Annotated in this window: 25 protein-coding genes; all 25 read left to right on the forward strand. The window is 67.5% G+C overall.

The genetic code is table 11. From position 1 onward, the window contains the following. Nucleotides 1-136 precede the first annotated feature (136 nt). Entirely contained in the window at nucleotides 137-676 is a 540-nt protein-coding gene (pyrR, locus tag AC1M2K_RS14170) for a bifunctional pyr operon transcriptional regulator/uracil phosphoribosyltransferase PyrR (RefSeq protein WP_480236514.1), read from the forward strand. After that, on the forward strand, nucleotides 676-1,623 hold the full coding sequence (locus tag AC1M2K_RS14175; RefSeq protein WP_480241454.1) for an aspartate carbamoyltransferase catalytic subunit: 948 nt from the start codon (nucleotides 676-678) through the stop codon (nucleotides 1,621-1,623). Before pyrR ends, AC1M2K_RS14175 begins: the two co-directional genes overlap by 1 nt. Nucleotides 1,624-1,626: 3 nt before the next feature. After that, the gene (locus tag AC1M2K_RS14180) at nucleotides 1,627-2,973 is read left to right on the forward strand and encodes a dihydroorotase (protein WP_480241455.1); all 1,347 of its coding nucleotides are present in this window, start codon (nucleotides 1,627-1,629) and stop codon (nucleotides 2,971-2,973) included. Continuing rightward, nucleotides 2,966-3,499, forward strand: a complete 534-nt coding sequence (locus AC1M2K_RS14185; protein ID WP_480241456.1) for a PH-like domain-containing protein — start codon at nucleotides 2,966-2,968, stop codon at nucleotides 3,497-3,499. The genes AC1M2K_RS14180 and AC1M2K_RS14185 overlap by 8 nt, the downstream gene beginning before the upstream one ends. Next, nucleotides 3,499-4,668 (forward strand): glutamine-hydrolyzing carbamoyl-phosphate synthase small subunit, encoded by a 1,170-nt coding sequence (gene carA, locus AC1M2K_RS14190; RefSeq protein ID WP_480236510.1) that lies wholly within the window; start codon nucleotides 3,499-3,501, stop codon nucleotides 4,666-4,668. The genes AC1M2K_RS14185 and carA overlap by 1 nt, the downstream gene beginning before the upstream one ends. Continuing rightward, entirely contained in the window at nucleotides 4,668-7,961 is a 3,294-nt protein-coding gene (gene carB / locus AC1M2K_RS14195; protein WP_480241457.1) for a carbamoyl-phosphate synthase large subunit, read from the forward strand. Before carA ends, carB begins: the two co-directional genes overlap by 1 nt. Further along, nucleotides 7,958-8,800, forward strand: coding sequence for an orotidine-5'-phosphate decarboxylase (pyrF, locus tag AC1M2K_RS14200; RefSeq protein ID WP_480241458.1), 843 nt, complete (start codon nucleotides 7,958-7,960; stop codon nucleotides 8,798-8,800). The genes carB and pyrF overlap by 4 nt, the downstream gene beginning before the upstream one ends. Continuing rightward, nucleotides 8,793-9,722, forward strand: coding sequence for a guanylate kinase (gmk, locus tag AC1M2K_RS14205; RefSeq protein WP_480241459.1), 930 nt, complete (start codon nucleotides 8,793-8,795; stop codon nucleotides 9,720-9,722). The genes pyrF and gmk overlap by 8 nt, the downstream gene beginning before the upstream one ends. Nucleotides 9,723-9,784: 62 nt before the next feature. Then, entirely contained in the window at nucleotides 9,785-10,042 is a 258-nt protein-coding gene (rpoZ, locus tag AC1M2K_RS14210) for a DNA-directed RNA polymerase subunit omega (protein WP_090712805.1), read from the forward strand. A gap of 15 nt (nucleotides 10,043-10,057) precedes the next feature. Next, nucleotides 10,058-11,272: a bifunctional phosphopantothenoylcysteine decarboxylase/phosphopantothenate--cysteine ligase CoaBC gene (coaBC, locus tag AC1M2K_RS14215; RefSeq protein WP_480241460.1), complete on the forward strand. Its 1,215-nt coding sequence runs from the start codon at nucleotides 10,058-10,060 to the stop codon at nucleotides 11,270-11,272. A gap of 154 nt (nucleotides 11,273-11,426) precedes the next feature. After that, nucleotides 11,427-12,620, forward strand: a complete 1,194-nt coding sequence (gene metK / locus AC1M2K_RS14220; RefSeq protein WP_480241461.1) for a methionine adenosyltransferase — start codon at nucleotides 11,427-11,429, stop codon at nucleotides 12,618-12,620. 2 nt (nucleotides 12,621-12,622) lie between these two features. Continuing rightward, entirely contained in the window at nucleotides 12,623-14,647 is a 2,025-nt protein-coding gene (locus tag AC1M2K_RS14225) for a primosomal protein N' family DNA-binding protein (protein WP_480241462.1), read from the forward strand. A 35-nt stretch (nucleotides 14,648-14,682) separates the two neighbouring features. Further along, the gene (gene fmt / locus AC1M2K_RS14230; protein WP_480241463.1) at nucleotides 14,683-15,600 is read left to right on the forward strand and encodes a methionyl-tRNA formyltransferase; all 918 of its coding nucleotides are present in this window, start codon (nucleotides 14,683-14,685) and stop codon (nucleotides 15,598-15,600) included. 10 nt (nucleotides 15,601-15,610) lie between these two features. Then, entirely contained in the window at nucleotides 15,611-17,032 is a 1,422-nt protein-coding gene (locus AC1M2K_RS14235; protein WP_480241464.1) for an RsmB/NOP family class I SAM-dependent RNA methyltransferase, read from the forward strand. 9 nt (nucleotides 17,033-17,041) lie between these two features. Next, nucleotides 17,042-17,725, forward strand: coding sequence for a ribulose-phosphate 3-epimerase (gene rpe, locus AC1M2K_RS14240; RefSeq protein ID WP_480241465.1), 684 nt, complete (start codon nucleotides 17,042-17,044; stop codon nucleotides 17,723-17,725). Nucleotides 17,726-17,738: 13 nt separating this feature from the next. Then, nucleotides 17,739-18,002, forward strand: coding sequence for a phosphoribosyl-ATP diphosphatase (locus tag AC1M2K_RS14245; RefSeq protein WP_480236500.1), 264 nt, complete (start codon nucleotides 17,739-17,741; stop codon nucleotides 18,000-18,002). 63 nt (nucleotides 18,003-18,065) lie between these two features. Further along, on the forward strand, nucleotides 18,066-18,905 hold the full coding sequence (gene hisG / locus AC1M2K_RS14250; protein ID WP_480241466.1) for an ATP phosphoribosyltransferase: 840 nt from the start codon (nucleotides 18,066-18,068) through the stop codon (nucleotides 18,903-18,905). A gap of 13 nt (nucleotides 18,906-18,918) precedes the next feature. Beyond that, nucleotides 18,919-19,680 (forward strand): imidazole glycerol phosphate synthase subunit HisF, encoded by a 762-nt coding sequence (gene hisF, locus AC1M2K_RS14255; protein WP_480241467.1) that lies wholly within the window; start codon nucleotides 18,919-18,921, stop codon nucleotides 19,678-19,680. Then, complete coding sequence (gene hisI / locus AC1M2K_RS14260) at nucleotides 19,680-20,060, forward strand: phosphoribosyl-AMP cyclohydrolase (RefSeq protein ID WP_480236497.1); 381 nt, start codon at nucleotides 19,680-19,682, stop codon at nucleotides 20,058-20,060. Before hisF ends, hisI begins: the two co-directional genes overlap by 1 nt. Then, nucleotides 20,053-21,582 carry an anthranilate synthase component I gene (locus tag AC1M2K_RS14265; RefSeq protein ID WP_480241468.1) on the forward strand — a complete coding sequence of 510 codons (1,530 nt, stop codon included), beginning with the start codon at nucleotides 20,053-20,055 and terminating at the stop codon, nucleotides 21,580-21,582. The genes hisI and AC1M2K_RS14265 overlap by 8 nt, the downstream gene beginning before the upstream one ends. Then, entirely contained in the window at nucleotides 21,579-22,187 is a 609-nt protein-coding gene (locus tag AC1M2K_RS14270; protein WP_480241469.1) for a Trp biosynthesis-associated membrane protein, read from the forward strand. The genes AC1M2K_RS14265 and AC1M2K_RS14270 overlap by 4 nt, the downstream gene beginning before the upstream one ends. A 59-nt stretch (nucleotides 22,188-22,246) precedes the next feature. Next, the gene (locus AC1M2K_RS14275; RefSeq protein WP_480236494.1) at nucleotides 22,247-22,477 is read left to right on the forward strand and encodes a DUF6704 family protein; all 231 of its coding nucleotides are present in this window, start codon (nucleotides 22,247-22,249) and stop codon (nucleotides 22,475-22,477) included. 4 nt (nucleotides 22,478-22,481) lie between these two features. Next, the gene (gene trpC / locus AC1M2K_RS14280) at nucleotides 22,482-23,252 is read left to right on the forward strand and encodes an indole-3-glycerol phosphate synthase TrpC (RefSeq protein ID WP_480241470.1); all 771 of its coding nucleotides are present in this window, start codon (nucleotides 22,482-22,484) and stop codon (nucleotides 23,250-23,252) included. 2 nt (nucleotides 23,253-23,254) lie between these two features. After that, nucleotides 23,255-24,466: a tryptophan synthase subunit beta gene (trpB, locus tag AC1M2K_RS14285; RefSeq protein WP_480236492.1), complete on the forward strand. Its 1,212-nt coding sequence runs from the start codon at nucleotides 23,255-23,257 to the stop codon at nucleotides 24,464-24,466. A gap of 5 nt (nucleotides 24,467-24,471) precedes the next feature. After that, nucleotides 24,472-25,251: a tryptophan synthase subunit alpha gene (trpA, locus tag AC1M2K_RS14290; protein WP_480241471.1), complete on the forward strand. Its 780-nt coding sequence runs from the start codon at nucleotides 24,472-24,474 to the stop codon at nucleotides 25,249-25,251. Nucleotides 25,252-25,282: the final 31 nt, after the last annotated feature.

A 25,282-nucleotide genomic window follows, 5' to 3' on the forward strand; every position in this document is an offset into this window, starting at 1 on the left:
GCGGACGCCCTGCGCAATGGGCACTACCCGACCGGCGAGGGTTGCGAGCGGAGGCGGGTAGGCACGCCCGCTGGTAGGGTGGACGAAACCGACAACCTTTAAAGCCGCCCAGAGAGACGGAGAAGGGAGTCAGCACATGAGTGCGCGCGTCGTACTGCAGCAGGCTGACATCGCCCGAGCGTTGACTCGGATCTCGCATGAGATCCTCGAGTCCAATCGAGGCGCAGACGACCTCGTCCTCCTCGGAATCCCGACTCGGGGCGTGATTCTCGCCGACCGCATCGCCCGGATCATCTCCGACATCTCCGGCACGGCCATCGAGGCCGGGTCGCTCGACGTGACCATGTACCGGGACGACCTCGCGAAGCATCCGACCCGCACGCCGGCCCCGACCCACATCCCTGCCTCGGGGATCGACGGCAAGACCGTCATCCTCGTCGACGACGTTCTCTACTCCGGCCGCACCATCCGGGCCGCCCTTGACGCGATCGGCGACATCGGCAGACCCCGCGCCGTCCGGCTCGCCACGCTGGTCGACCGCGGGCACCGTGAACTCCCGATCCGCCCGGACTTCGTCGGCAAGAACCTGCCGAGCTCTCAGACCGAACGGATCAACGTGCGACTGGCCGAACTCGACGGCGCCGATCTCGTCTCGATCGATGCGGCGGCCCTGTGATGCGCCACCTGCTGTCGACCCGTGACCTCGACGGCGACGCGGCCGTCCGCCTGCTCGACGTCGCCGAAGACATGGCAGACACCCAGCAGCGCGAGGTCAAGAAACTCCCCACGCTCCGCGGCAAGACCGTCGTGAACCTCTTCTTCGAGGATTCCACCCGCACTCGCATCTCGTTCGAGGCCGCCGCGAAACGCCTGAGCGCGGATGTCATCAACTTCAGTGCGAAAGGATCGAGCGTCTCGAAGGGCGAGAGCCTCAAGGACACAGCACAGACCCTGCAGGCGATGGGCGCGGATGCCGTCGTCATCCGTCACCCCGCATCGGGAGCTCCGCAGACGCTGGCCACCAGCGGCTGGATCGACGCGGGCATCCTCAACGCCGGCGACGGCACCCACGAGCACCCCACCCAGGCGCTCCTCGACGCGTTCACCATCCGCAAGCGTGTGCACGGCGCGGATTCCCGCGGGCGCAGCCTCGACGGCCTCACAGTCAGCATCGTCGGCGACATCCTGCACTCCCGGGTGGCACGTTCGAACGTCTGGCTGCTCACGACTCTCGGCGCGACGGTCAGTCTGGTAGCCCCACCGACCCTCGTCCCCGTCGACACCCGGGCATGGCCCGTCAGCATCGGCTACGACCTCGACGACGCCATCGCCGCCGGGCCGGACGTTCTGATGATGCTTCGCATTCAGGGCGAACGGATGCGGGACGCCTACTTCCCGAACAGCCGCGAGTACGCGAGACGCTGGGGACTCGACGACGCGCGGCTGCACCGGCTCGAGCCGACTACCATTGTCATGCACCCCGGGCCGATGAACCGGGGCCTCGAAATTTCCGCTGCCGCCGCCGATTCGCCCATGTCAACCGTGCGCGAACAGGTGACCAACGGGGTTTCCGTGCGGATGGCCGCACTGTATCTGCTGCTGTCAGGCGATCGGGAGAACTAAGACATGTCGACGAACACCTACCTGATTTCCGGAGCCTCCCTGCCAGACGGCACGCGCACCGACATCCTCCTCGAGAACGGCATCATCGCCGGCCTCGGCACCGACCTGTCGTCCGCCGGCGCCCGACGCATCGACGCAGACGGACTCGTCGCGCTCCCTGGCCTGGTCGACCTGCACACCCACCTCCGTGAGCCTGGTTACGAACAGAGTGAGACGGTGCTGACCGGAACCCAGGCCGCTGCTGCCGGCGGCTTCACCGCCGTCTTCGCCATGGCGAACACCTCGCCGGTCGCAGACACGGCCGGCGTCGTCGAACAGGAACTCTCGCTGGGGGAGCAGGCCGGATACGCCACCGTGCAGCCGATCGGCGCCGTCACGGTCGGCCTCGCCGGTGAACAGCTGGCCGAACTCGGCGCAATGGCAACCTCACGGGCCAACGTCCGCGTCTTCTCCGACGACGGCTTCTGTGTCTCAGACCCTGTACTCATGCGCCGCGCGCTTGAGTACGTGAAGTCCTTCGACGGCGTCATCGCCCAGCACGCCCAGGAACCCCGCCTCACCGTCGGCGCACAGATGAACGAGGGCGCCGTCTCCGGCGAACTCGGCCTCACCGGGTGGCCGGCCGTCGCCGAGGAGTCGATCATCGCCCGCGACGTGCTCCTCGCCGAACACGTCGGCAGCAGGCTGCACGTCTGTCACGTCTCGACCGCAGGCTCCGTCGACGTCATCCGCTGGGCCAAGGCACGCGGCATCGACGTCACCGCCGAGGTCACCCCGCACCACCTGCTCCTCGACGAAGAACTCGTCCGCAGCTTCGACGCCCGCTACAAGGTGAACCCGCCTCTGCGTCGCCGCGAGGACGTGCTCGCCCTCCGCGAGGCACTCGCAGACGGCACCATCGACATCGTCGCCACCGACCACGCCCCGCACCCGGTCGAGAACAAGGACTGTGAATGGGATGCCGCCGCGAACGGCATGGTCGGACTGGAATCGGCGCTCAGCGTGGTCCACAAGGCCGTCGTCGAGACCGGCCAGCTGGGCTGGGCTGACGTCGCCCGCGTGCTCTCCTCAGCTCCGGCGCGCATCGGGCGCATCTCGAGCCACGGCCAGGGCCTCACACACGGGGCCCCGGGCCAGGTCACCCTCTACGACCCGACGGCCAGCCGCACCTTCAGCACCGACGACCTCGCTGGGAAGGGGACCAACTCGCCCTATCTCGACCAGGTTCTGCCCGGCCGGGTCGTCGCGACCTTCCACAACGGCTTCGCCACCGTCCTCGACGGACTCCTCAGGCCGGCGGACGAGATCGCCACGCTGGCCCGCGAGCAGAGGACGGCCAGCAATGTCTGACCGGATCGTACCCGCCGCGATCGTCCTGGCGTTCCTTGCCCTGCTCCTGCTCGGCATGTGGCTCGCCTGGCGGGCCCGCGCCGCCCGTGACGCCGGCGTTCCTGCCGGACAGCCGGTGCCAGCAGAGGGCATCCACCCTCTCATCACCACCGCAGTGCTCTACGTCGCCACGACCCGTGCCGGGCAGCCTCTTGAGCGGCTCGCCATCCGCGGACTGGCGTTCCGAGCCAGTGCCGACCTCACGGTCGCCTCCGAAGGCGTCGTGCTGTCCGTCCCCGGACAGGATCCCGTCTTTCTCGCCGCGGATCAGATCGTGTCCGCGGAGCCTGCGACCTGGACCATCGACCGTGTGGTCGAGGCAGACGGCCTGCTCTCGTTCCGCTGGCGATCGGCGGGCACGGATGTCGAGAGCTACGTCCGCGTGATCGATCCCACCCAGCACACCCGCGTCCTCGACGCCCTGACGTCCCTGTCCTCCGCGCCGGCCCCCGCCGCGCCCACCGACTCCACCGAGAGTGAGAAATAATGAGCAGCTCGAGATTTGGCTCCGCAACACCGGCCGTCCTCGTCCTCGAAGACGGCAGCCGCTACGTCGGCCGCGCATACGGCGCAACAGGCAAGACCCTCGGTGAGGCTGTCTTCTCCACCGGGATGACCGGATACCAGGAGACGCTGACCGACCCGTCGTACGCCGGGCAGATCGTCCTGATGACCGCACCCCACATCGGCAACACCGGCGTCAACACCGAAGACATGGAGTCGAAGCAGATCTGGGTGGCCGGATACGTCGTCCGCGACCCTTCCCGTATGGTCTCCAACTTCCGCGCCGAGGACAGCCTCGACAACGACCTCGTTCAGAGCGGCGTCGTCGGGATCAGCAACATCGACACCCGCGCCGTCACCCGCCACATCCGCTCGGCGGGTGCCATGCGCGCCGGGATCTTCTCTGGCGAGTTCTTCGACCTCTCCGAGGGCGACCAGCTCGACCAGGTCCGCCAGGGTGAGGAAATGTCGGGACGAAACCTGTCGCGCGACGTCTCCACGGTCGACCCGTACGAAGTCCCTGCCCAGGGTGAGCGCGTCGGCCGGGTCGCTGTTCTCGATCTCGGTATCAAGAGCTCGACTGTCAAATATCTCTCGGAGCGCGGCTTCGATGTTCTCGTGCTGCCGCAGAACGTCACGGCCGAGCACGTGCTCTCCCTGAACCCGGACGCCCTGTTCTTCTCGAACGGACCGGGCGACCCCGCTGCGTCCGAAGCCCATGTGACCCTCCTCCGCGAGGCACTCCGCGCCGAACTTCCCTACTTCGGGATCTGCTTCGGAAACCAGCTGCTGGGCCGCGCGCTCGGTTTCGGCACATACAAGTTGCCGTTCGGCCACCGCGGCATCAACCAGCCAGTGCTCGAGAAGGCGACAGGGAGAGTGGAGATCACCTCCCAGAACCACGGCTTCGCGGTCGACCTGCCGATCGAGGGCGAACACGAGTCGCCTGAGGGATTCGGCCGGGTCACCGTCAGTCACTACAGTCTCAACGACCAGGTCGTCGAAGGCCTCGCGTGCCTCGACATCCCCGCGTTCAGCGTGCAGTACCACCCGGAGTCGGCCGCAGGCCCGAATGACGCCAACCACCTCTTCGATCGCTTCCGCGACCTGGTGATCTCGAACAAGGCCAACCGAGCAGGAGACAACAACTAATGCCCAAGCGCGACGACATCCACAGCGTCCTCGTCATCGGTTCAGGCCCGATCGTCATCGGCCAGGCAGCCGAGTTCGACTACTCGGGAACGCAGGCGTGCCGTGTTCTGCGTGAGGAAGGCGTTCGCGTCATCCTCGTGAACTCCAACCCGGCCACCATCATGACCGACCCGGACTTCGCAGATGCCACATACATCGAACCGATCACGTGGGAAGTCCTCGAAACGATCATCGCCAAGGAGAAGCCGGATGCCATCCTGCCGACCCTGGGCGGCCAGACCGCACTGAACGCGGCGATCCAGTTGCACGAACACGGCATCCTCGAGAAGTACGACGTCGAGCTGATCGGCGCGAACTTCGAGGCCATCAACAAGGGCGAAGACCGCCAGATCTTCAAGGAGCTCGTCCTCGAATGCGGCGCGGATGTCGCGAAATCCTTCATCGCCCACACCGTCGACGAAGCAATCGATTTCGCCGAGCAGCTGGGCTACCCGCTCGTCATCCGGCCGTCGTTCACCATGGGCGGTCTCGGCTCCGGATTCGCGTATACCCGCGAGGAACTGGTGCGAATGGTCACCGATGGCCTGCACCAGAGCCCGACGACCGAGGTTCTCCTCGAGGAGTCGATCCTCGGCTGGAAAGAGTACGAACTCGAACTGATGCGCGACACGGCCGACAACACCGTCGTCGTCTGCTCCATCGAGAACGTCGACCCGGTCGGTGTGCACACCGGCGACTCGATCACCGTCGCTCCGGCACTGACCCTCACCGACCGTGAGTACCAGAAGCTCCGCGACATCGGCATCGACATCATCCGCGCCGTCGGCGTCGACACGGGCGGCTGCAACATCCAGTTCGCCATCGACCCGGCGAACGGTCGCATCATCGTCATCGAGATGAACCCACGCGTCTCACGCTCGAGTGCCCTCGCGTCCAAGGCGACCGGGTTCCCGATCGCCAAGATCGCCGCAAAGCTGGCCATCGGCTACCACCTCGATGAGATTCCGAACGACATCACGAAGGTCACCCCCGCGAGCTTCGAGCCGACGCTCGACTACGTCGTCGTCAAGGTGCCGCGGTTCGCGTTCGAGAAATTCCCGGCAGCGGATGCCACGCTCACCACGACCATGAAGTCGGTCGGTGAGGCGATGGCGATCGGCCGTAACTTCTCCACAGCCCTGCAGAAGGCGCTCCGCTCACTCGAGAAACGCGGCTCCAGCTTCCACTGGGGAGAAGAGAACCGCTCCATCGAGGAACTCCTCACGATCGCCGCCGTACCGACCGACGGACGAATCGTCGTCGTCCAGCAGGCACTGCGTCGTGGGGCAACCCCGGAACAGCTGTTCGAAACCACCAAGATCGACCCGTGGTTCCTCGACCAGATCGTGCTCATCAACGAGGTAGCCGACTACATCCGGGATGCCGCCAGGCTTGACACCGACGTGCTCACGACCGCCAAGAACCACGGTTTCTCCGACGCCCAGATCGGGCAGTTGCGCGGTTTCGGCGAAGCTGAGGTGCGCGAAGTCAGGCACATCCTCGACGTACGGCCCGTCTTCAAGACCGTCGACACGTGCGCAGGCGAGTTCCCCGCCCTCACGCCGTATCACTACTCGAGCTACGACCAGGAGACCGAGGTCATCCCGTCCGACCGCCGCAAGGTGGTCATCCTCGGCTCAGGCCCCAACCGCATCGGCCAGGGTATCGAGTTCGACTATTCCTGCGTCCACGCGTCATTCGCCCTGCGCGGCGCCGGGTTCGAGACCATCATGATCAACTGCAACCCGGAGACCGTGTCGACGGACTACGACACGAGCGACAGGCTGTACTTCGAGCCGCTGACTCTCGAGGACGTCCTCGAGGTCATCCACGCCGAGAGCCAGGCGGGCGAACTCGTCGGAGTGGTCGTGCAGCTCGGCGGCCAGACCGCCCTCGGCCTGGCCAAGGGGCTCAAAGCAGCAGGCATCCCGATTCTCGGAACCACCCCGGAGGCGATCGACCTCGCCGAAGAGCGCGGCGCGTTCTCACAGATCCTCACAGACGCCGGGCTGCTCGCACCCAAGAACGGCACAGCCACCGAGGTCACCGGTGCGATCACCATCGCCGAGGACATCGGCTACCCCGTCCTCGTCCGCCCGAGCTACGTACTCGGCGGCCGCGGCATGGAGATCGTCTACGACACCGCGTCTCTCGAGGACTACTTCCTCCGGATGGCCGGCCAGGGAATCATCGGTCCGCAGCATCCGCTGCTCGTCGACCGGTTCCTGGACGACGCCATCGAGATCGACGTCGATGCCATCTACGACGGCACCGAGCTCTACATCGGCGGCGTGATGGAGCACATTGAAGAGGCAGGCATCCACTCCGGTGATTCGAGCTGCACCCTTCCGCCGATCTCCCTCGGTCGTGGGCAGATCGACCGGGTCCGTGACGCCACCCTCGCCATCGCGCAGGGCATCGGCGTGCAGGGTCTGCTCAACGTGCAGTTCGCGATCGGCGCTGGCATCCTCTATGTGCTCGAAGCCAACCCGCGGGCGTCGCGCACGGTTCCGTTCGTCTCAAAGGCCCTCGGCATCCCGCTCGCCAAGGCCGCATCGCTCGTGATGACCGGCACGACGATCGCCGAGCTCAAGGAGTCGGGTCTCCTGCCGCCGGTCGACGGATCGCGCATCCCGATCGATTCCCCGGTCTCCGTCAAGGAAGCCGTCCTCCCGTTCAAGCGGTTCCGCACGACGGACGGGCGCATCGTCGACTCGATCCTCGGCCCCGAGATGCGCTCGACCGGCGAGGTGATGGGCATCGACAAGGACTTCCCGCGCGCATTCGCCAAGAGTCAGACGGCTGCATACGGCGGGATGCCGCTGTCCGGCACCGTCTTCGTCTCGGTCTCCGATCGCGACAAGCGCTCGATCGTGCTTCCGATCCTTCGGTTCCAGGAGCTTGGCTACGACATCCTCGCCACGGTCGGAACCGCCGAGATCCTCAACCGCAACGGCATCTCGGCGCGCACCGTCCGCAAGTACAGCGAGGGCGACGAGTCCACGCTCGGCGAACCGTCCATCGTCGAACTCATCAACCGCCACGAAGTCGACATCGTCATCAACACCCCTTCGGGTCGCAGCGGCCGCGCAGACGGCTACGAGATCCGCGCAGCTGCCGTCGCGGAGGACAAGCCGCTCTTCACCACCATCGCCGAACTCACCGCGGCTGTCGCGTCGATCGAAGCGGTGCGCAACGGCTTCGACGTGCGCTCCCTGCAGGAGTACGCGTCGGATCGGGCCTCGCGGGCATGACCGAAACCTTCAGCGAACGGCTGGCGGGGGTCTTCGCCGGCCCGGGCCGCCTCTGCGTCGGCATCGACCCGCACGGCTGGCTGCTCTCGACCTGGGGGCTCCCTGACACAGCGGACGGCGCCAGGGAGTTCGGCCTCCGGGTCGTCGCGGCCGCCGCGGGGACGGCCGGCATCGTCAAACCGCAGGTGGCGTTCTTCGAACGCTTCGGATCCCGCGGGTTCGACGCGCTCGAACGCGTTCTCCGCGAGGCGAGGGAGAGTGGGCTCCTCGTCATCGCCGATGCGAAGCGGGGCGACGTCGGTTCCAGCGTCGACGCCTACGGCGACGCATGGCTCGGTGCCGGTTCACCACTGGAATCGGATGCCCTCACCCTCAACCCGTTCCAGGGAGTCGGATCGCTCACCGGGCCGTTCGAGCTAGCCGAAAAGCACGGAAAAGGGGTGTTCGTGCTCGCCGCGACGTCGAACCCGGAGGGCATCGCAGGCCAGCAGGCAAAACTGGCCTCCGGTTCCACCGTGGCGCGGAGTATTCTCGACGACGTGACCACATGGAACCAAGACCATGCGGCCGGGCCGCTCGGCTCGGTCGGAGTGGTCCTCGGCGCGACCCTCGACCTCGGCCCGTTCGACCTCGGGGGAACCAGGAGCCCGGCTCCGCCCGTCCTCGCGCCTGGCTTCGGCCACCAGGGCGCATCCGTCGCCGACCTCAAGGCCATTTACGGCCCGCTCGCCGCCGGAGTCATCGTTTCCGAGTCCCGCGCTCTGCTCGCCGCGGGTCCAGACGGCATCCGCCAGGCTGTCGCCTCCCGAGCAGAAGAGGTGAGGCGGGCCAGTGCCTGAGTCAACGGATCGCACCCCACCAGAGGTGGACCGCGTCGCCGCATCCCGTGCCGCAGTCGAGGCGAGGCGGGCCAGAGCCCGGCTGAAGAACGCCATCGCTGAGGGATCGACCTCTGCGCTCTCCGTCCTCGACGACGGACTCGAGCACCCGGAAGGCGTTGCCGGCCGGATGCGCGTCACCGACTTCCTGCTCAGCGTGCCTGCGATCGGTCGGACCAAACTCGCCCGCATCCTCGAGGATCTCGGAATCTCTCCGTCGAAGCGGATCGGCGGGCTCGGCCACAATCAGCGCGTGCGGCTCCGGAACTTCGTCATAGACAGGGAGGCACGGAACCGTGGACGCCGCAAGAGCCGTCTCGTCGTCCTCGCAGGACCCACAGCCGTCGGCAAGGGAACGGTCGCCACGCACATCAGGGAGAACTACCCTGACGTGCTGCTGTCCGTCTCGGCGACCACGCGGGCGCCACGGCCGGGTGAAGTCGACGGTGTGAACTACTTCTTCGTCGACGACGCCGAGTTCGACCGGCTGATCGCCGACCACGAACTTCTCGAACACGCCACCGTCCACAACGCGTACCGCTACGGCACCCCGCGCGCACCCATCGACGAAGCTCTCCGCCGCGGGCACAGCGTGCTCCTCGAGATCGACATCCAGGGAGCGAGGCAGGTCCGCAAGGTGATGCCAGAGGCCACCCTCGTCTTCCTGCTGCCGCCCAGCTGGGACGAACTCGTCCGCCGGCTCGTCGGCCGTGGCACCGAGGATGCCGAGGAGCGCGAACGTCGACTGGCCACCGCTGAGCACGAACTGGCGGCCCAGGACGAGTTCGATTACCGGGTCGTGAACGGCACCGTGGCTGAAGCAGCCCGGGAGGTCGTAGACTTGATGCAGACTCGCGGCCCGTCAGACGCCCCTCAGGCGTGACGCGCGGCCACAGACAGACCTCTATTCTCCAATCCGCAACACACGAGGAGTGTGACTTCAGTATGGCTGAGAAGCCCAAGGGAATCATTGACCCGCCCATCGACGACCTGCTTTCCAAGGTCGACTCCAAGTACGCCCTGGTGATCTTCGCGTCCAAGCGCGCCCGCCAGATCAACGACTACTACTCCGACCTGCACGAGGGCAGCCTCTTCGACAACGTCGGACCCCTGGTCGACTCACACGTCGAAGACAAGCCGCTCTCCGTCGCACTCCACGAGATCAACGAGGACAAGCTCGTCCTGCGTCCCATCGTCGAGTAACACCGAATACTCCCGATGACAGGTTCTCTGAATGTCGTTGTCGGCATAACGGGTGGCATCGCCGCATACAAAGCGGTCGGTGTCATCCGTTCTTTCGTGCTGGCCGGGCACTCGGTCCAGGTCGTGGCCACCGCCGGGGCGCTGCGCTTCGTCGGCAGGCCGACACTTGAGGCGATCTCCCGCAACCCTGTGCACACAGAACTCTATGAGGGCGTCTCCGAGGTCAGGCATGTGGCGATCGGCCAGGCCGCCGACCTCATCGTCATCGCCCCCGCGACCGCGAACACGATCGCGAAGCTCGCAGCAGGGCTCGCAGACGACCTCCTCGGCAACACCGTGCTGGCCAGCACCGCCCCTCTCGTGATCGCCCCCGCCATGCACACCGAGATGTGGCAGAACCCGGCAACGCAGGCGAATATCGCCACCCTCCGTACGCGCGGCGTCGGAATCGTCGGTCCGGCCGTCGGCCAACTCACCGGCGCAGATTCGGGCCCTGGGCGGATGGAGGAACCCGAACGGATCGTCGAAGCCGCACTCGCCCTTGCGGCCGAACGGCGTACACCTGGCGACCTCGACGGGACCCGCATCGTCATCACGGCAGGCGGAACACGCGAACCCCTCGATCCGGTGAGGTTCATCGGCAACCGCTCCAGCGGCAAACAGGGTGTCGCCCTCGCGACCGCCGCCCTCCGTCGGGGCGCGGCCGTCACGCTCATCGCCTCACATCTTGACGTTCCTGCCCCAGACGGCGTCACTCTCGTCGATGCACCGAGCGCCGCTGACGTCCAGCGGGCCGTGACGGAGGCCGCACCGGACGCGGACATCGTCATCATGGCCGCCGCAATCTCGGACTACCGGCCGGTCGAGGTGATGGACGCCAAGATCAAGAAGGAAGACACCGGCGACGAACTCACTCTCCGGCTCGTCAAGAACCCCGACATCCTCGCCGGACTCGCGGCATCGGCAAGGCCGGACCAGGTGGTCGTCGGTTTCGCGGCGGAGACGACGCCAGGGGAGGACGAACTGATCGAGATCGGCCGGGCAAAACTCGCGCGCAAGGGCTGCGACTTCCTCGTCGTGAACCGCGTCGGATGGGACGAGGGCTTCGCCAGGGACAGCAACACCGTCGTCGTCCTGGCTCGGGGCGGCGAGGTCGTTCTGACGGCGTCCGGCGACAAGCTGACCGTCGCCGACCGAGTCCTCAACACCCTTCCCCGACCGACCCGCTGACGTCTCCCGCCGTCACCTGGACGGGGCGCCCATCCGGCCGGGGATATAGTGATGAGGGCTTTTCGGGCCGCGCATTGTCGGTGGTTTCACCGAGAATCGATCACGGGCGGCCCCACCGAACGACCGTTCTCACCCCGTCCCACTTGGAGTTGGTATGACGCAACTGCGCCTGTTTACCTCGGAATCCGTCACCGAAGGGCACCCGGACAAAGTCTGCGACCAGATCTCAGACAGCATCCTCGACGCCATGCTCGAACAGGATCCGAACAGCCGCGTCGCCGTCGAAACACTCGTCACCACCGGACTCGTCCACGTCGCGGGCGAGGTCACCACAGAGGCATACGTCGAGATCCCCGCGCTCATCCGGGAACTCGTCACCAACATCGGCTACAACCATTCGGACGTCGGCTTCGACGGCGCCTCATGCGGCGTCTCCGTCTCCATCGGCCAGCAGTCGCCTGACATCGCCCAGGGTGTCGACGACGCCTTCGAATCCCGCGAACTGTCCAGCTCGGACGCCCTCGACCACCAGGGCGCAGGCGACCAGGGCATCATGTTCGGTTTCGCCACGACCGAGACCCCCCAGCTCATGCCCGTGCCAGGATGGATCGCCCACCGTCTCGCTGAGCGACTCTCCGCCGTGCGCAAGTCCGGTGAGCTCGACTACCTCCGTCCGGACGGCAAGACCCAGGTCACGGTCGGCTACGACGGGATCACCGCCCGCTCCGTCGAAACCGTCGTGCTCTCCACCCAGCACCAGGACGGCATCGAACTGGCACAGCTTCGCGCAGACGTCGAAGAGCATGTCATCCGGCCCGTGCTCGACACGGTGGACCTCGACACCTCCGCCGTCAACTTCCTCATCAACCCCACCGGTCGCTTCGTCATCGGCGGACCGGCCGGCGACGCCGGGCTCACCGGCCGCAAGATCATCATCGACACCTACGGCGGCGCTGCACGGCACGGCGGAGGCGCATTCAGCGGAAAAGACCCGTCGAAGGTCGACCGCTCGGCCGCATACGCCATGCGGTGGGTCGCGAAGAACGCTGTGGCGGCCGGTTTCGCCGACAAGCTCGAGGTTCAGGTCGCATACGCGATCGGAAAGGCCGCCCCTGTCGGCCTCTACGTCGAGACATTCGGCACCGCGAAGGTCTCAGAGGAGACCATCGTCGACGCCATCCGCGACGTCTTCGACCTCCGGCCTGCGGCGATCGTCGCTGCGCTCGACCTCAAGCGGCCGATCTACACGGCGACGGCGGCGTACGGCCACTTCGGCCGGGAACTGCCTGACTTCACCTGGGAACGGCTCGACAGGGTCGACGACCTCCGCAGCGCTGCCGGGCTCTAGCCGTGACGGAGGGCGCCCCAACCGGGACGGACGGGGCAGCACCGCCCGGTCCGCGTCCGAGCCGAACCACGGCGGCCCGCGTCGTGATCGACTCCCCGTTGCCACAGCTCGACCACCTGTTCGACTACAGCATCCCTGAGAGCCTCGCCTCCGTCGCCGTGCCCGGCGTGCGGGTGACAGTGCCCCTCCGCTCGGCCGGGCGGATCGCGCGCGGATACATCATCGACACCGTCGACGCGTCCGACGGTTTCGACGGCGCCCTCAGCCCGATCGACTCCGTCGTCTCCGATGTGCCCGTCCTGACCCCTGAGGTCTGGGCTCTGGCCAGGAAGGCGGCCGACCGCGCAGCCGGCGGCGCGGGAGACATCCTGCGGCTGGCCATCCCGGCCAGGCAGGTCCGGGTGGAGAAGACCTGGCAGCGCGAGCAGGACGAACCGGGCGCTCCGACGCCAGTCCTCTCCGCCCCGGACATCCACGGCTTCTCAGACGCACTGGCCGGGCTGCTCGCCGACCACGCCAGGATCGCGCTCGACGTCGTCCCTCAGGTCGTGCAGGTCGACTCGGGAGCATGGGTCGGGCGATGGGCACTCACACTGGCCCAGGCGGCTGCCCGTGTCGTCGCCGGGGGAGAGTCAGCCATCCTCGCCGTGCCCGACTACCGCGACCTCGAGCAGCTCTCCGCCGCCCTGAGCGAATACCTTCCGGCCGATCGCATCACCAGGGTCGACGCCAACCAGCCCAATGCCGAGCGGTACCGCGGGTTCCTCGACTGCCTCACCGACACTCCCCGGGTGATCCTCGGCAACCGGTCGGCGGTTTACGCGCCGGCCGCACGCCTGGGTCTCATCGCCCTGTGGGACGACGGCGATCCGCTCTACTCGGAGCCGCTCACCCCGTACGTCCACGCACGCGACGCGGCTCTCATCCGCCAGGAACAGTCGGGGGCCGCCCTTCTCTTCGCCGGGCACACGCGCAGTGTTGACGTACAGCGTCTCGTCGAGATCGGCTGGGTGAGGGCTGTCGCGCCCGAGCGCGCCCTCACACCGCGTGTGCTCGTCACGGCGAAAGCGGACCATGAGGATGCCGGCGCCGTCGCGGCCCGCATCCCGTCGATGGCGTGGCGCCAGGCCAGGGAAGCGCTCCAGTCCGGTCCCGTGCTCGTGCAGGTGGCGAGGCCCGGTTACGCCCCTGTGGTCGCCTGCGCCACGTGTTCCGCAGCCGCACGGTGCACCCACTGTGGAGGCCCCCTCGGCATCGCAAGGGCAGGAGCGGCACCCGCCTGCACCCTCTGCGGCGCCATCGCCGCCGGATGGAGATGCCCGACCTGCGAGGGCACGAAGCTCCGGCTGGTCACCAGGGGGACAGGACGCACCGCTGAAGAACTGGGGCGGGCGTTCCCCGGTGTGCCCGTCATCGTCTCCGACGGCGAACGACAGGTGACGACCGTCGAGTCCAGGCCCTCGCTCGTCATCGCCACGAGGGGGGCCGAGCCGATCGCCTCGGGCGGGTACGCGGCCGTCCTTCTCCTTGACGGAGACCGGATGCTCGCTGCAGAGCACCTCAGGATCGGCGAGGACTGCCTGCGCTGGTGGTCGAACGCCGCAGCACTCGCCCGTCCGGGCGCCCCCGTCGTCCTCACCGGCGTCACCGGAGACCTCGCACGCGCTCTCGCCACCTGGACCCAGCCGGCGTTCGCCCACGCCGAGCTCCTCGACCGCCACGCGCTGCGCTTCCCTCCCGCCGTGAGAGCGGCATCCGTCTCTGGAGATTCCACCGCGGTCTCCGCCGCACTCGACGAGGTGAGGGATCTGCCAGGGGCGAGCATCCTCGGTCCGACTCCCACAGACGACGGAGTCAGGGCGATCCTGCGAATCGATTACGGCCACGCCGGCGAAGCGGCACGGCTGCTCCGAGGCGCCGTCGTGAAGAATGCGACCAGGCGCCGCAAGGCGCCCCCTGGCAAGGCCGGCTACCGCCCGCCCCCGACACTGCGGGTCCGCTTCGACGACCCCGAGATCCTGTCATGAGCCCCCAGCACCAGCCAGCGAGAGAGCACACCCCGATGAGACTGATTTTCGCCGGAACCCCCGAGGTCGCCGTCCCCAGCCTCGAGCGCCTGCTCGCAGGGCGCCACGAGGTCGTGGCGGTCCTGACCAGGGAGGACGCTCCGCTCGGCCGCAAGCGCATCCTCACACCGTCGCCTGTGGCTCGTGCGGCAGAGTCGGCAGGCATCCCCGTGCTCAAGGCCAACAGACTCAGCGACGACGTGACCGAGGCTCTCACCGCGCTGGCACCAGACCTCGGCGTCATCGTCGCATACGGAGGATTCCTCCGCGAACCGCTGCTGTCGACGCCACGGCTCGGCTGGATTAACCTGCACTTCTCGCTGCTCCCCGCCTGGCGAGGAGCAGCACCCGTGCAGCACGCACTGATCGCCGGCGACACCGTCACCGGCGCGAGCGTGTTCCAGCTCGTCCGCGAACTTGACGCCGGCGACGTGTTCGGGACCCTCACGCATCCGATCGACCCGGATGCCACTGCCGGCGCCCTCCTCGGGGAGCTCGCAGACACCGGGGCGGGCTTCCTCGCCGACGTCGTCGACCGGCTCGGCGACGGCGCGATCGAGGCGGTGCCCCAGTCCGGCGAGGTGACCGTCGCACCGAAACTCACCATCGAGGACGGTCGGTTGCCGTGGACCGCTCCGGCCGACGAGGTGTACAACCGCTTCCGTGGCGTGACGCCGGAGCCTGGGGCACACACGACAATCGGCGGCGCCAGGTTCAAGGTCCTCGACGCGCGGGTGGCCCCGGACGTCAGGCTTTCCCCCGGGCAGCTGGGACTCGCAGACGGCCGTGTGGTCGTCGGCACCGGAACAACGGCACTCGAACTCCTCAGGGTCCAGCCTGCCGGCAAACCGGCCATGGCTGCCGCCGACTGGTGGCGCGGACTCGGCCGCGACCCGGCGATCGTGGCAGAGTAGGTTCCACACAATGACTGCATCAACCGCACCCACTCCCTCTTCCGTCCAGCCGGCCAGGCGCGTCGCGTACGACGTGATCGCCGCCGTGAGCACGGACGACGCCTATGCGAACCTGCTCCTTCCCACCCTCATCTCCCGGTCGGCGCTCAACACCGCTGACGCCGGGCTGGCGACCGAGCTGACCTACGGCACGTTGCGCCTCCGCGGCTACTACGATCGCGTCATCGCCATCGCCGCCGGCAGGGACATCAGCCAGATAGATGCCGCCATCCTCGACGTGCTCCGGCTCGGCGCACACCAGTTGCTCGCCACTCGCGTCGCGCCCCACGCCGCCGTCAACGAATCGGTCGCGCTGGCGCGAATGGTCGGCTCCCGTTCCGCCGTCGGCTTCACGAACGGCGTCCTCCGCACCATCTCCCGCTCGACGCCGGACGAGTGGCGCGAGCGTGTGCTCGCCGCCGCCACGAGCGCGGACGACCGCATCGCCGCGGATTCCGCGCACCCGGCCTGGATCATCCGTGCCTTCCGACAGGCGCTCAACCTGGAGGGCAGGGGAGACGAACTCGACGACCTGCTCGCCGCAGACAACCAGGCACCCCGCGTCAACCTCGTCGCCCTTCCCGGTCTCGCCGACGCCCCTGACGATGCCGACCACAACCGGTACTCTCCGTTCGGTTTCACCCTGACCGGCGGAGACCCGGACACAGCCATCCGCCACGAGAACGGCCGCATGCGCGTGCAGGACGAAGGCTCACAGCTCGCCGCCCTCGCGCTCAGCAGGGCGCGGCCGGTCGTGGAGGGGGAGCGCTGGCTCGACCTGTGCGCTGGGCCCGGCGGCAAGACCGCGCTGCTCGGCGCCGAGGCGGCCCTCTCCGGAGCCACCGTCACGGCGAACGAAGTCGTCCCGGCCAGGGCACAGCTCGTCCGCCGCGCCGTCGCACCGGTGCCGGGAGACATCCCGGTCACCGAACTCGACGGCACCGACGTCGGCGAGCTCCAGCCCGAGTCGTGGGATCGCATCCTCGTCGACGCGCCATGCACCGGTCTCGGCGCGCTCCGCCGCCGACCTGAGGCACGCTGGCGGAAGACCGCAAAAGACGTGGGCGACCTCACCGCGCTCCAGCAGTCACTGCTGCTGTCCGCCTTCGACGCGCTCAAGCCAGGTGGAGTGCTGGCATACGTGACCTGCTCACCGCACGTCGCGGAGACCCGCGGCGTCGTCACAGACGCCCTCCGCAGGCTCGGCGATTCGGCCGAACTGCTCGACACCGCCCGGGTTCTGCAATCCGTCGCTGTCCAGCACCTCGACCTGCCCCCAGCGGAGGACCCCGACCAGGGCACGACGGTGCAACTCTGGCCGCACCGCCACGGGACGGACGCGATGTTCATCGCCTTGATCGGTAAATCGCAGGCGACCTCCTCCAGTCGTTAGGCTGTCTGGATGTCGATCAGAATCAACCCGAGCATCCTGGCCGCCGATTTCGTCAATCTCGAACGTGACCTCGGCCGCATCGGCACAGCGGATCTCGTGCATGTGGATGTGATGGACAACCATTTCGTGCCGAATCTCACCTTCGGCCCCCAGATGGTCGACCGGATCCAGCAGGTCTCCTCGCTCCCGCTCGACGTGCACCTGATGATCGACGACCCCGACCGGTGGGCGCCAGGCTATGCCGAACTCGGCGCGTACAGCGTCACCTTCCACGCCGAGGCGACCACCGAACCCGTCCTCCTCGCCCGGCGGTTGCGCGAGATCGGCGCCAGGGCTGGCATCGCCCTCAAGCCGGGAACCGCCGTCGAGCCCTACCTCGAACTCCTCGACGAGTTCGACCAGGTCCTCGTCATGACCGTCGAACCCGGATTCGGCGGACAGGCGTTCATGGCAGAGACCATGCCCAAACTGCACCTCCTCCGCGAAACCCTCTCGCGCACAGGAGGAGACGTCTGGCTGCAGGTCGACGGCGGAGTCAACGAAGACACCATCAGCATCGCCGCCGAGGCCGGGGCAGACACTTTCGTGGCCGGTTCGAGCGTCTTCGGCTCCGACAACGCCGAACTGCGGATCAGCGCCCTCCGTGAGGCCGCTGCATCCGTTCACACGCACGGCGGCCCGTCGAGGAACTAGTACCCTGATAGACGTGAAAACATTCGACGACCTGTTCGCAGAACTCAGCCGCAAGGCGCTCGAACGCCCCGAAGGCAGCGGAACGGTTCGTGAACTGGATGCCGGCGTGCACGCCATCGGCAAGAAGATCGTCGAGGAAGCCGCCGAAGTGTGGATGGCCGCCGAATACCAGAGCGACGCCGAGACCGCCGAAGAGATCTCCCAGCTGATCTACCACCTGCAGGTCCTGATGCTCGCCAAGGGACTCGCGCCGGAGGACGTGTACCGACATCTGTGACGCCTGCCCGTCAGGGCACACGACACCTCCGACACCAGACACCCCACCGAGAGACTTCAGCACATGTTGAGAATCGCAGTGCCCAACAAGGGCTCACTGGCTGAGACAGCCGCACAGATGTTGTCAGAGGCCGGTTACGCCGGCCGGCGCGACCCGAAGGAACTCCACCTCGTCGACGCACACAACGACGTCGAGTTCTTCTTCCTCCGCCCACGCGACATCGCCACATACGTCGGCTCAGGTGCCCTCGACGTCGGGGTCACCGGACGCGACCTGCTCCTCGATTCGGGGTCCGAGGCCTCCGAGATCGAAAGCCTCGGCTTCGGTGACTCGACCTTCCGCTTCGCCGGTCCTTCCGGCCGGTTCACCGAGCTCGCAGATCTGGCAGGGCTGCGGGTCGCAACGAGCTACCCCGGCCTGGTCGGTACATTCCTCGCCGGCCACGACGTCGACGTCACCCTCGTGCCGCTCGACGGCGCCGTCGAATCCGCCGTCCAGCTCGGTGTAGCGGATGCCGTCGCAGATGTCGTCTCCACGGGAACGACGCTCAGGAAGGCAGGGCTCGACATCTTCGGCCCTGTGATCCTCGAATCCACGGCGGTGCTCATCGGGTCTCCCCAGGAGGCGTCCGGGCTCGCGACACTCCGCAGGCGCCTGCAGGGAGTGCTCGTCGCCCGCCAGTTCGTCCTCATGGATTACGACCTCCCCGCTCACCTCCTCGACCAGGCGACCGACATCGCCGGCGGCATCGAATCGCCGACCGTCTCACCGCTCCGTGACAAGGACTGGGTGGCCGTCCGGGTCATGGTTCCCCGCCAGCGGACCAACCACATCATGGATGCGCTCTACGAACTCGGCGCGCGGGCCATCCTCGTCAGCGCCATCCACGCGGCGAGACTGTAGCGAGGGCGGAACGATGACCGTTGCGTGCCGTGTGATCCCGTGTCTCGACGTGGCCGACGGCCGCGTCGTGAAGGGCATCAATTTCCAGAACCTGCGGGATGCAGGCGACCCGGTCGAGCTGGCCCGTCGCTACTACGAGCAGGGTGCTGACGAACTGACCTTCCTCGACGTGACCGCGACCGTCGACAATCGGGCGACCACCTACGACGTCGTCACCCGCACCGCGGAGCAGGTCTTCATCCCACTCACCGTCGGAGGTGGAGTGCGCAGCGTCGACGACGTCGCCAGGCTGCTCGGCAGCGGCGCAGACAAGGTCGGCGTCAACAGCGCCGCGATCGCCAGGCCAGACCTCGTCGGTGAGATCGCCGACCGCTTCGGCGCCCAGGTCCTCGTGCTCTCCCTCGACGTCAAACGGGGCGGATCGACCCACTCCGGCTTCGTGGTCACCACCCACGGCGGCAGGACAGAGACGTCGCTCGACGCCCTCGACTGGGCACGCGAAGCCATCGAACGCGGAGCGGGCGAACTGCTCGTGAACTCGATCGACGCCGACGGCACCAAGCAGGGCTTCGACACCGAGCTCATCGCCCTCATGCGCGAGGTCAGCAGTGTCCCCGTGATCGCCTCAGGGGGCGCAGGCGCCGTCGCGCACTTCCCGCCGGCCATCGCGGCCGGTGCAGACGCCGTCCTCGCAGCGAGCGTCTTCCACTCGGGAGCGTTGACCATCGGCGACGTGAAACGTGAACTGACGAACGAAGGGATATTGGTGCGCTGATGAGCGTTTCCTCGACAATCCAGCAGATCCAGTTCGATGCGGACGGGCTCATCCCCGCCATCATCCAGCAGTGGGACACCGGCGAGGTCCTGATGCTCGGCTATATGAACGATGAAGCCGTCAGGCGCACGCTCACCGAAGGACGCGTGACGTTCTGGTCGCGGTCACGGAAAGAGTACTGGCGCAAGGGGGACACCTCCGGCAACGCCCAGTACGTCAAGGGCGCAGCGCTCGACTGCGACGCGGACACCCTTCTCGTCCAGGTGGAACAGGTCGGCGTCGCATGCCACACCGGCACCCGCACCTGTTTCGACGCGCACGAACTCAGCCCTGCCATCGGCGACGAACCCTCCGACGACAGCGACGATGACGATGAGTAAGAGCACAGGCACGACCAGTCGTGCCGACTTCGACATGCTCTCCAGGGACCACAGGGTCATCCCGGTGATCCGCGAGCTCTTCGCAGACGGAGAGACCCCTGTCGGGATCTATCGGAAGCTCGCGATCGGCAAGCCGGGCAGCTTCCTCCTCGAATCGGCTGAACAGGGCGGGATCTGGTCGCGCTTCTCGTTCGTCGGCGTCTCCTCGTTCGGCGTGCTCACCCAGCGTGGTGACACTGTCCAGTGGATCGACTACGGCCTCACACGGCAGCGCGCCCTCGGGGATGCCGAAGGCCTGCGGCCGCTGCAGGCCATCGCCGAACTGCACAGGCGGTGGGAGACCCCCCACGTCGACGGTCACCCACCGCTCACCGGCGGACTCGTCGGTTTCATCGGCTGGGAAGCGATCCGCCAGATCGAACACCTGCCGAACCGCCCGCCGAAGGAATTCGACGTGCCAGGGCAGGCCCTCTGTTTCGTGGCCGACCTCGTCGTCCTCGACCACCGCACAGGAACCGTCCAACTCATCGCCAACGTGCTCAACGACGGCCTCGACGACGAAGCCGCCCTGTGGCGTTCCGCACAGTCACGACTCGACGCGATGCAGTCCCAGCTCGCGAAGCCGAGCGACGCCTGGCTGGCCGAGGTCGACCTCGCCACCCCGGCGAACCCGGCCCATCGCACGAAGAAGTCGGACTTCCTCGACGCGGTCGTGACGAGTAAGGAGCGTATCCGTGACGGCGACATCTTCCAGGTCGTCATCTCCCAGCGCTTCGACCAGCCGTGCGAGGCCGAGCCGATCGACGTGTACCGGATCCTGCGGAGCCTCAACCCCAGCCCGTACATGTATCTGCTCACCCTGCACACGGTCGACGGCACGCCGTACACGATCGTCGGCTCGAGCCCTGAGGCACTCGTCAAGGTTCAGAACAACCGGGTCTTCACCCACCCGATCGCCGGCTCGAAGCCCAGGGGAGACACCCCTGAGCGCGACGTCGAACTCGCGGCCGAGCTTTCCGCTGACGCCAAGGAACGGGCAGAGCACCTCATGCTCGTGGATCTGGCGCGAAACGACCTGCTCAAGGTCTGCACCCCGGGAAGCGTCGAAGTGACGGAGTTCATGCGGATCGAGCGGTTCAGCCACATCATGCACCTCGTGTCGAGCGTCGAAGGCACACTGGCAGAGTCCGCCACCCCCATCGACGTGTTCACGGCGACGTTCCCGGCAGGGACGCTGTCCGGCGCGCCGAAGCCCCGTGCCCTGGAGATCATCGACGAGCTCGAACCCGCCCAGCGCGGCGTCTACGGGGGAGTTGTCGGGTACTTCGCGTTCTCCGGCGACACCGACCTGGCCATCGCCATCCGGACGGCCACCATCGTCAACGGAGTCGCGCACGTCCAGGCAGGGGGAGGCCTCGTCGCTGACTCCGACCCGGAGAGCGAGTTCCTCGAGTCGCAGAACAAGGCCGCGGCCCCGCTCCGCGCCGTCGCAGTGGCCAACGCCATGAAGCGGGTCCGATGACCCCCGCAACCGGCAGCGGCGGCAAGAGGACCAAGTACACGCTCATCCTCGCGTCGCTCGCCCTCGCGGCCCTCGTGCTCGTCGCATGGACGCAGACCTGGCTGACGGTCTCGCTCGGCGCAGGCGCGCCGACCGAGACCGTGACCGTAGACGGCGCCGTCGCTGCGCCGGCCCTCGCGGCGCTCGCGCTCGCGGGACTGGCCCTCACCGCAGCGCTCTCGATCGCCGGCGTCCTCTTCCGAATCGTGCTCGGCGTCCTCGACGCGCTCATCGGCGCGTGCATCGCACTCTCCGCAGTGCTCGTCGTCACCGGCCCCGTCGCAGCGAGCGAAGCAGCGGTCACGGCAGCAACCGGCATCGCCGGCTCGGAGTCGATCGCCGGGATCGTGACCGCCACCTCGCTCACCGTGTGGCCGGTGATCACGCTCGTCACCGGCATCCTGCTCGTCATCGTCGGCCTGGGCATTGCCGTCACCGGCAGGAGCTGGCCGTCGTCATCGCGCAAATACTCGGCAGTCCGCCTCGAACCCGTCGATGGCGATGAGATGCCCGATGCGGTCGACAGCTGGGACGAACTGACTCGAGGAGACGACCCGACCCGCTGAACTGGGTCCCGTTCGCTCCACCCGATAGACTTGACCGGCACTGATACTGAAGGAGTTCCATGAGCGCAGAGTCGACAGACCAAGGACACGGCCACTCACCGGCCGCCTGGACGGCTGTAACGGTGATGCTGATCGCATTCACCATCGGCACGGTCGCCTTCTGGCTCGACCTGGCCTGGCTCGTGTGGGCTTCGGCCGCCCTCCTCGTCGTCGGTGCGCTTCTCGGCTGGATCCTGGCCAAGGCGGGCTACGGCGTGAACGGCGCGAAGTACATCCCGAAGGGCCACTAGCCCCGTGCTGGCCGACCTCACGGCTGGCGCACTCCACGACGCACGCGAGCGCGAACTGCTGCGCCCGCTTTCCCGTGTTGAATCCGCTGCGGCGGATGCTGCGCCACCCCTCGACGCCCTCTCCGCACTGTCACCGGTCGATCGCGTCAAGATCATCGCCGAAGTCAAGCGCGCGAGTCCTTCCCGCGGCGATCTCGCCGACATCCCCGACCCGGCCCAGCTGGCCGTCTCGTACGAGCGCGGGGGAGCGAGCGCCATCAGCGTCCTCACCGAAGGCCGCAAGTTCAAGGGTTCGCTCGACGACCTCGTCGATGTGCGGTCATCCGTCGGCATCCCGGTGCTGCGCAAGGACTTCATCTCGATCCCGTACCAGGTCTTCGAGGCCCGCGCCGCCGGTGCCGACCTCGCCCTGCTCATCGTGGCCGCGCTCGACCAGCGAACCCTGAGCGAGCTCTACACACTGGTCACCGACCTCGGCATGACCGCGCTCGTCGAGACACACAGTGCGGACGAACTCGAACGGGCCCTCGACCTCGGCGCCGGACTCATCGGCGTCAACGCGCGCAACCTCTCGACCTTCGAACTCGACAAGGACCTGTTCGGGCGTCTGGCTCCCCAGATCCCGTCCGGAGTCATCCGCGTGGCCGAATCGGCCGTCCTCGCCCCTGCCGACGTCGCGCACTACCGCGACGCAGGAGCAGACGTGGTCCTCATCGGGGAAGCGCTCGTCACGAGCGACCCCATTCTCACCCTCGGCGAATTCCTGGCGGTATAACCATGGCACTACGCGACGAAACCGGCCCATACTTCGGTGAGTTCGGTGGACGATTCGTCCCCGAATCCCTCATCGCAGCGCTCGACGAACTGTCAGAGGCCTGGGAACTGGCCAAACTCGACCCCGGCTATCACGCCGAACTCGACGAACTGCACCGGACATACACCGGCAGGCCGTCGATCCTCACCGAGGTGCCCCGCTTCGCCGCGCACGGCGGAGGCGCGAGGATGATCCTCAAGCGCGAGGACCTCAACCACACCGGCTCGCACAAGATCAACAACGTGCTCGGCCAGGCCCTCCTCACCAAACGGATCGGCAAGACCCGAGTCATCGCCGAGACCGGCGCAGGCCAGCACGGCGTAGCGACTGCGACCGCCGCCGCCCTGTTCGGGCTCGACTGCGTCATCTACATGGGCGAGGTCGACACCGAGCGACAGGCGCTCAACGTCGCCAGGATGCGCCTGCTGGGCGCAGAGGTCGTCTCCGTCACCACCGGCTCCCGCACGCTCAAGGACGCCATCAACGACGCCATGCGCGACTGGGTGACGAACGTCGAGACCACGAACTACATCTTCGGGACCGTCGCCGGTCCTCACCCCTTCCCTGCCATGGTCCGCGACCTGCAGAAGATCATCGGTGAAGAGGCTCGCCAGCAGGTCCTCGACCTCACCGGAAAGCTCCCGGATGCCGTCGCTGCGTGCGTCGGCGGGGGATCGAACGCGATGGGGATCTTCCACGCATTCCTCGACGACACGGATGTCGCCCTCTACGGTTTCGAGGCCGCAGGTGAAGGCGCTGACACCCCGCGCCACGCCGCGACCATCACCAAGGGCAGGCCGGGCGTGCTCCACGGCGCCCGCAGCTTCCTGCTGCAGGACGAAGACGGCCAGACCATCGAGTCGCACTCGATCTCGGCCGGACTCGACTACCCGGGCGTCGGCCCCGAACACTCCTGGCTGTCGAGCATCGGCCGTGCGTCCTACCGCCCGGTGACGGATGCCGCAGCGATGAGCGCACTCCGCCTGCTCAGCCGCACCGAGGGCATCATCCCGGCCATCGAGAGCGCACACGCCCTCGCCGGCGCGCTCGACCTCGGCAAGGAACTCGGCCCGGACGCCACGATCCTGATCAACCTCTCCGGTCGCGGAGACAAGGACATGGAGACGGCCGGGCGGTACTTCGACCTCATCGACCAGGGAGCAGAACAATCGTGACAAGCGTGGCATCCGTCCTCACCGCGAAGCGTGAGGCAGGCAGCGGCGCGCTGATCGGCTACCTCCCCGTCGGCTTCCCGACCTTCGACGAGAGCGTCGACGCCGCCGTGGCCATCGCGGAGAACGGCGTCGACATCATCGAGCTCGGCCTGCCGTACTCGGACCCGGTCATGGACGGCCCTGTCATCCAGAAGGCCACCCAGCACGCCCTGGCGAACGGTTTCAAGCTGCGGCACGGTTTCGATGCCGTCCGTGCCATCACCGAGCGGGTCGACGTGCCCGTTCTCGTGATGACCTACTGGAATCCGGTGGTGCAGTACGGCGTCGAGCGGTTCGCCGACGACCTTGTCGCCGCCGGCGGCGCAGGCCTGATCACTCCCGACCTCATCCCAGATGAAGGGGCCGACTGGCTCGCAGCGTCCGAGCGCACCGGCCTCGACCGCGTGTTCCTCGCCGCACCGTCGTCGAGTGACGCCCGGCTGCGCCAGGCCGTCGAGGCCAGCAGGGGATTCGTCTACGCGGTGTCGACCATGGGCATCACCGGCGCCAGGAGCGACGTCGACCAGGCGGCGAAGATCCTCGTCTCGCGGCTCCGTGAGGCAGGAAGCGAGCACGCGTGCGTCGGACTCGGCATCTCCACGGCCGAGCAGGTCCGCGAGATCCTCGCATACGCCGACGGTGCCATCGTCGGTTCGGCGCTCGTCAAGGCACTCGCCGAAGGCGGAGTCGACCGTGTCGCAGCCGTCGCTCAAGACTTGGCGCAGGGCACGACCCGCGCGAACTAGAGTTGTACGCGCACGTTCGAGAAGTAACCCC

Source organism: Mycetocola sp. Y171 (assembly GCF_056713165.1).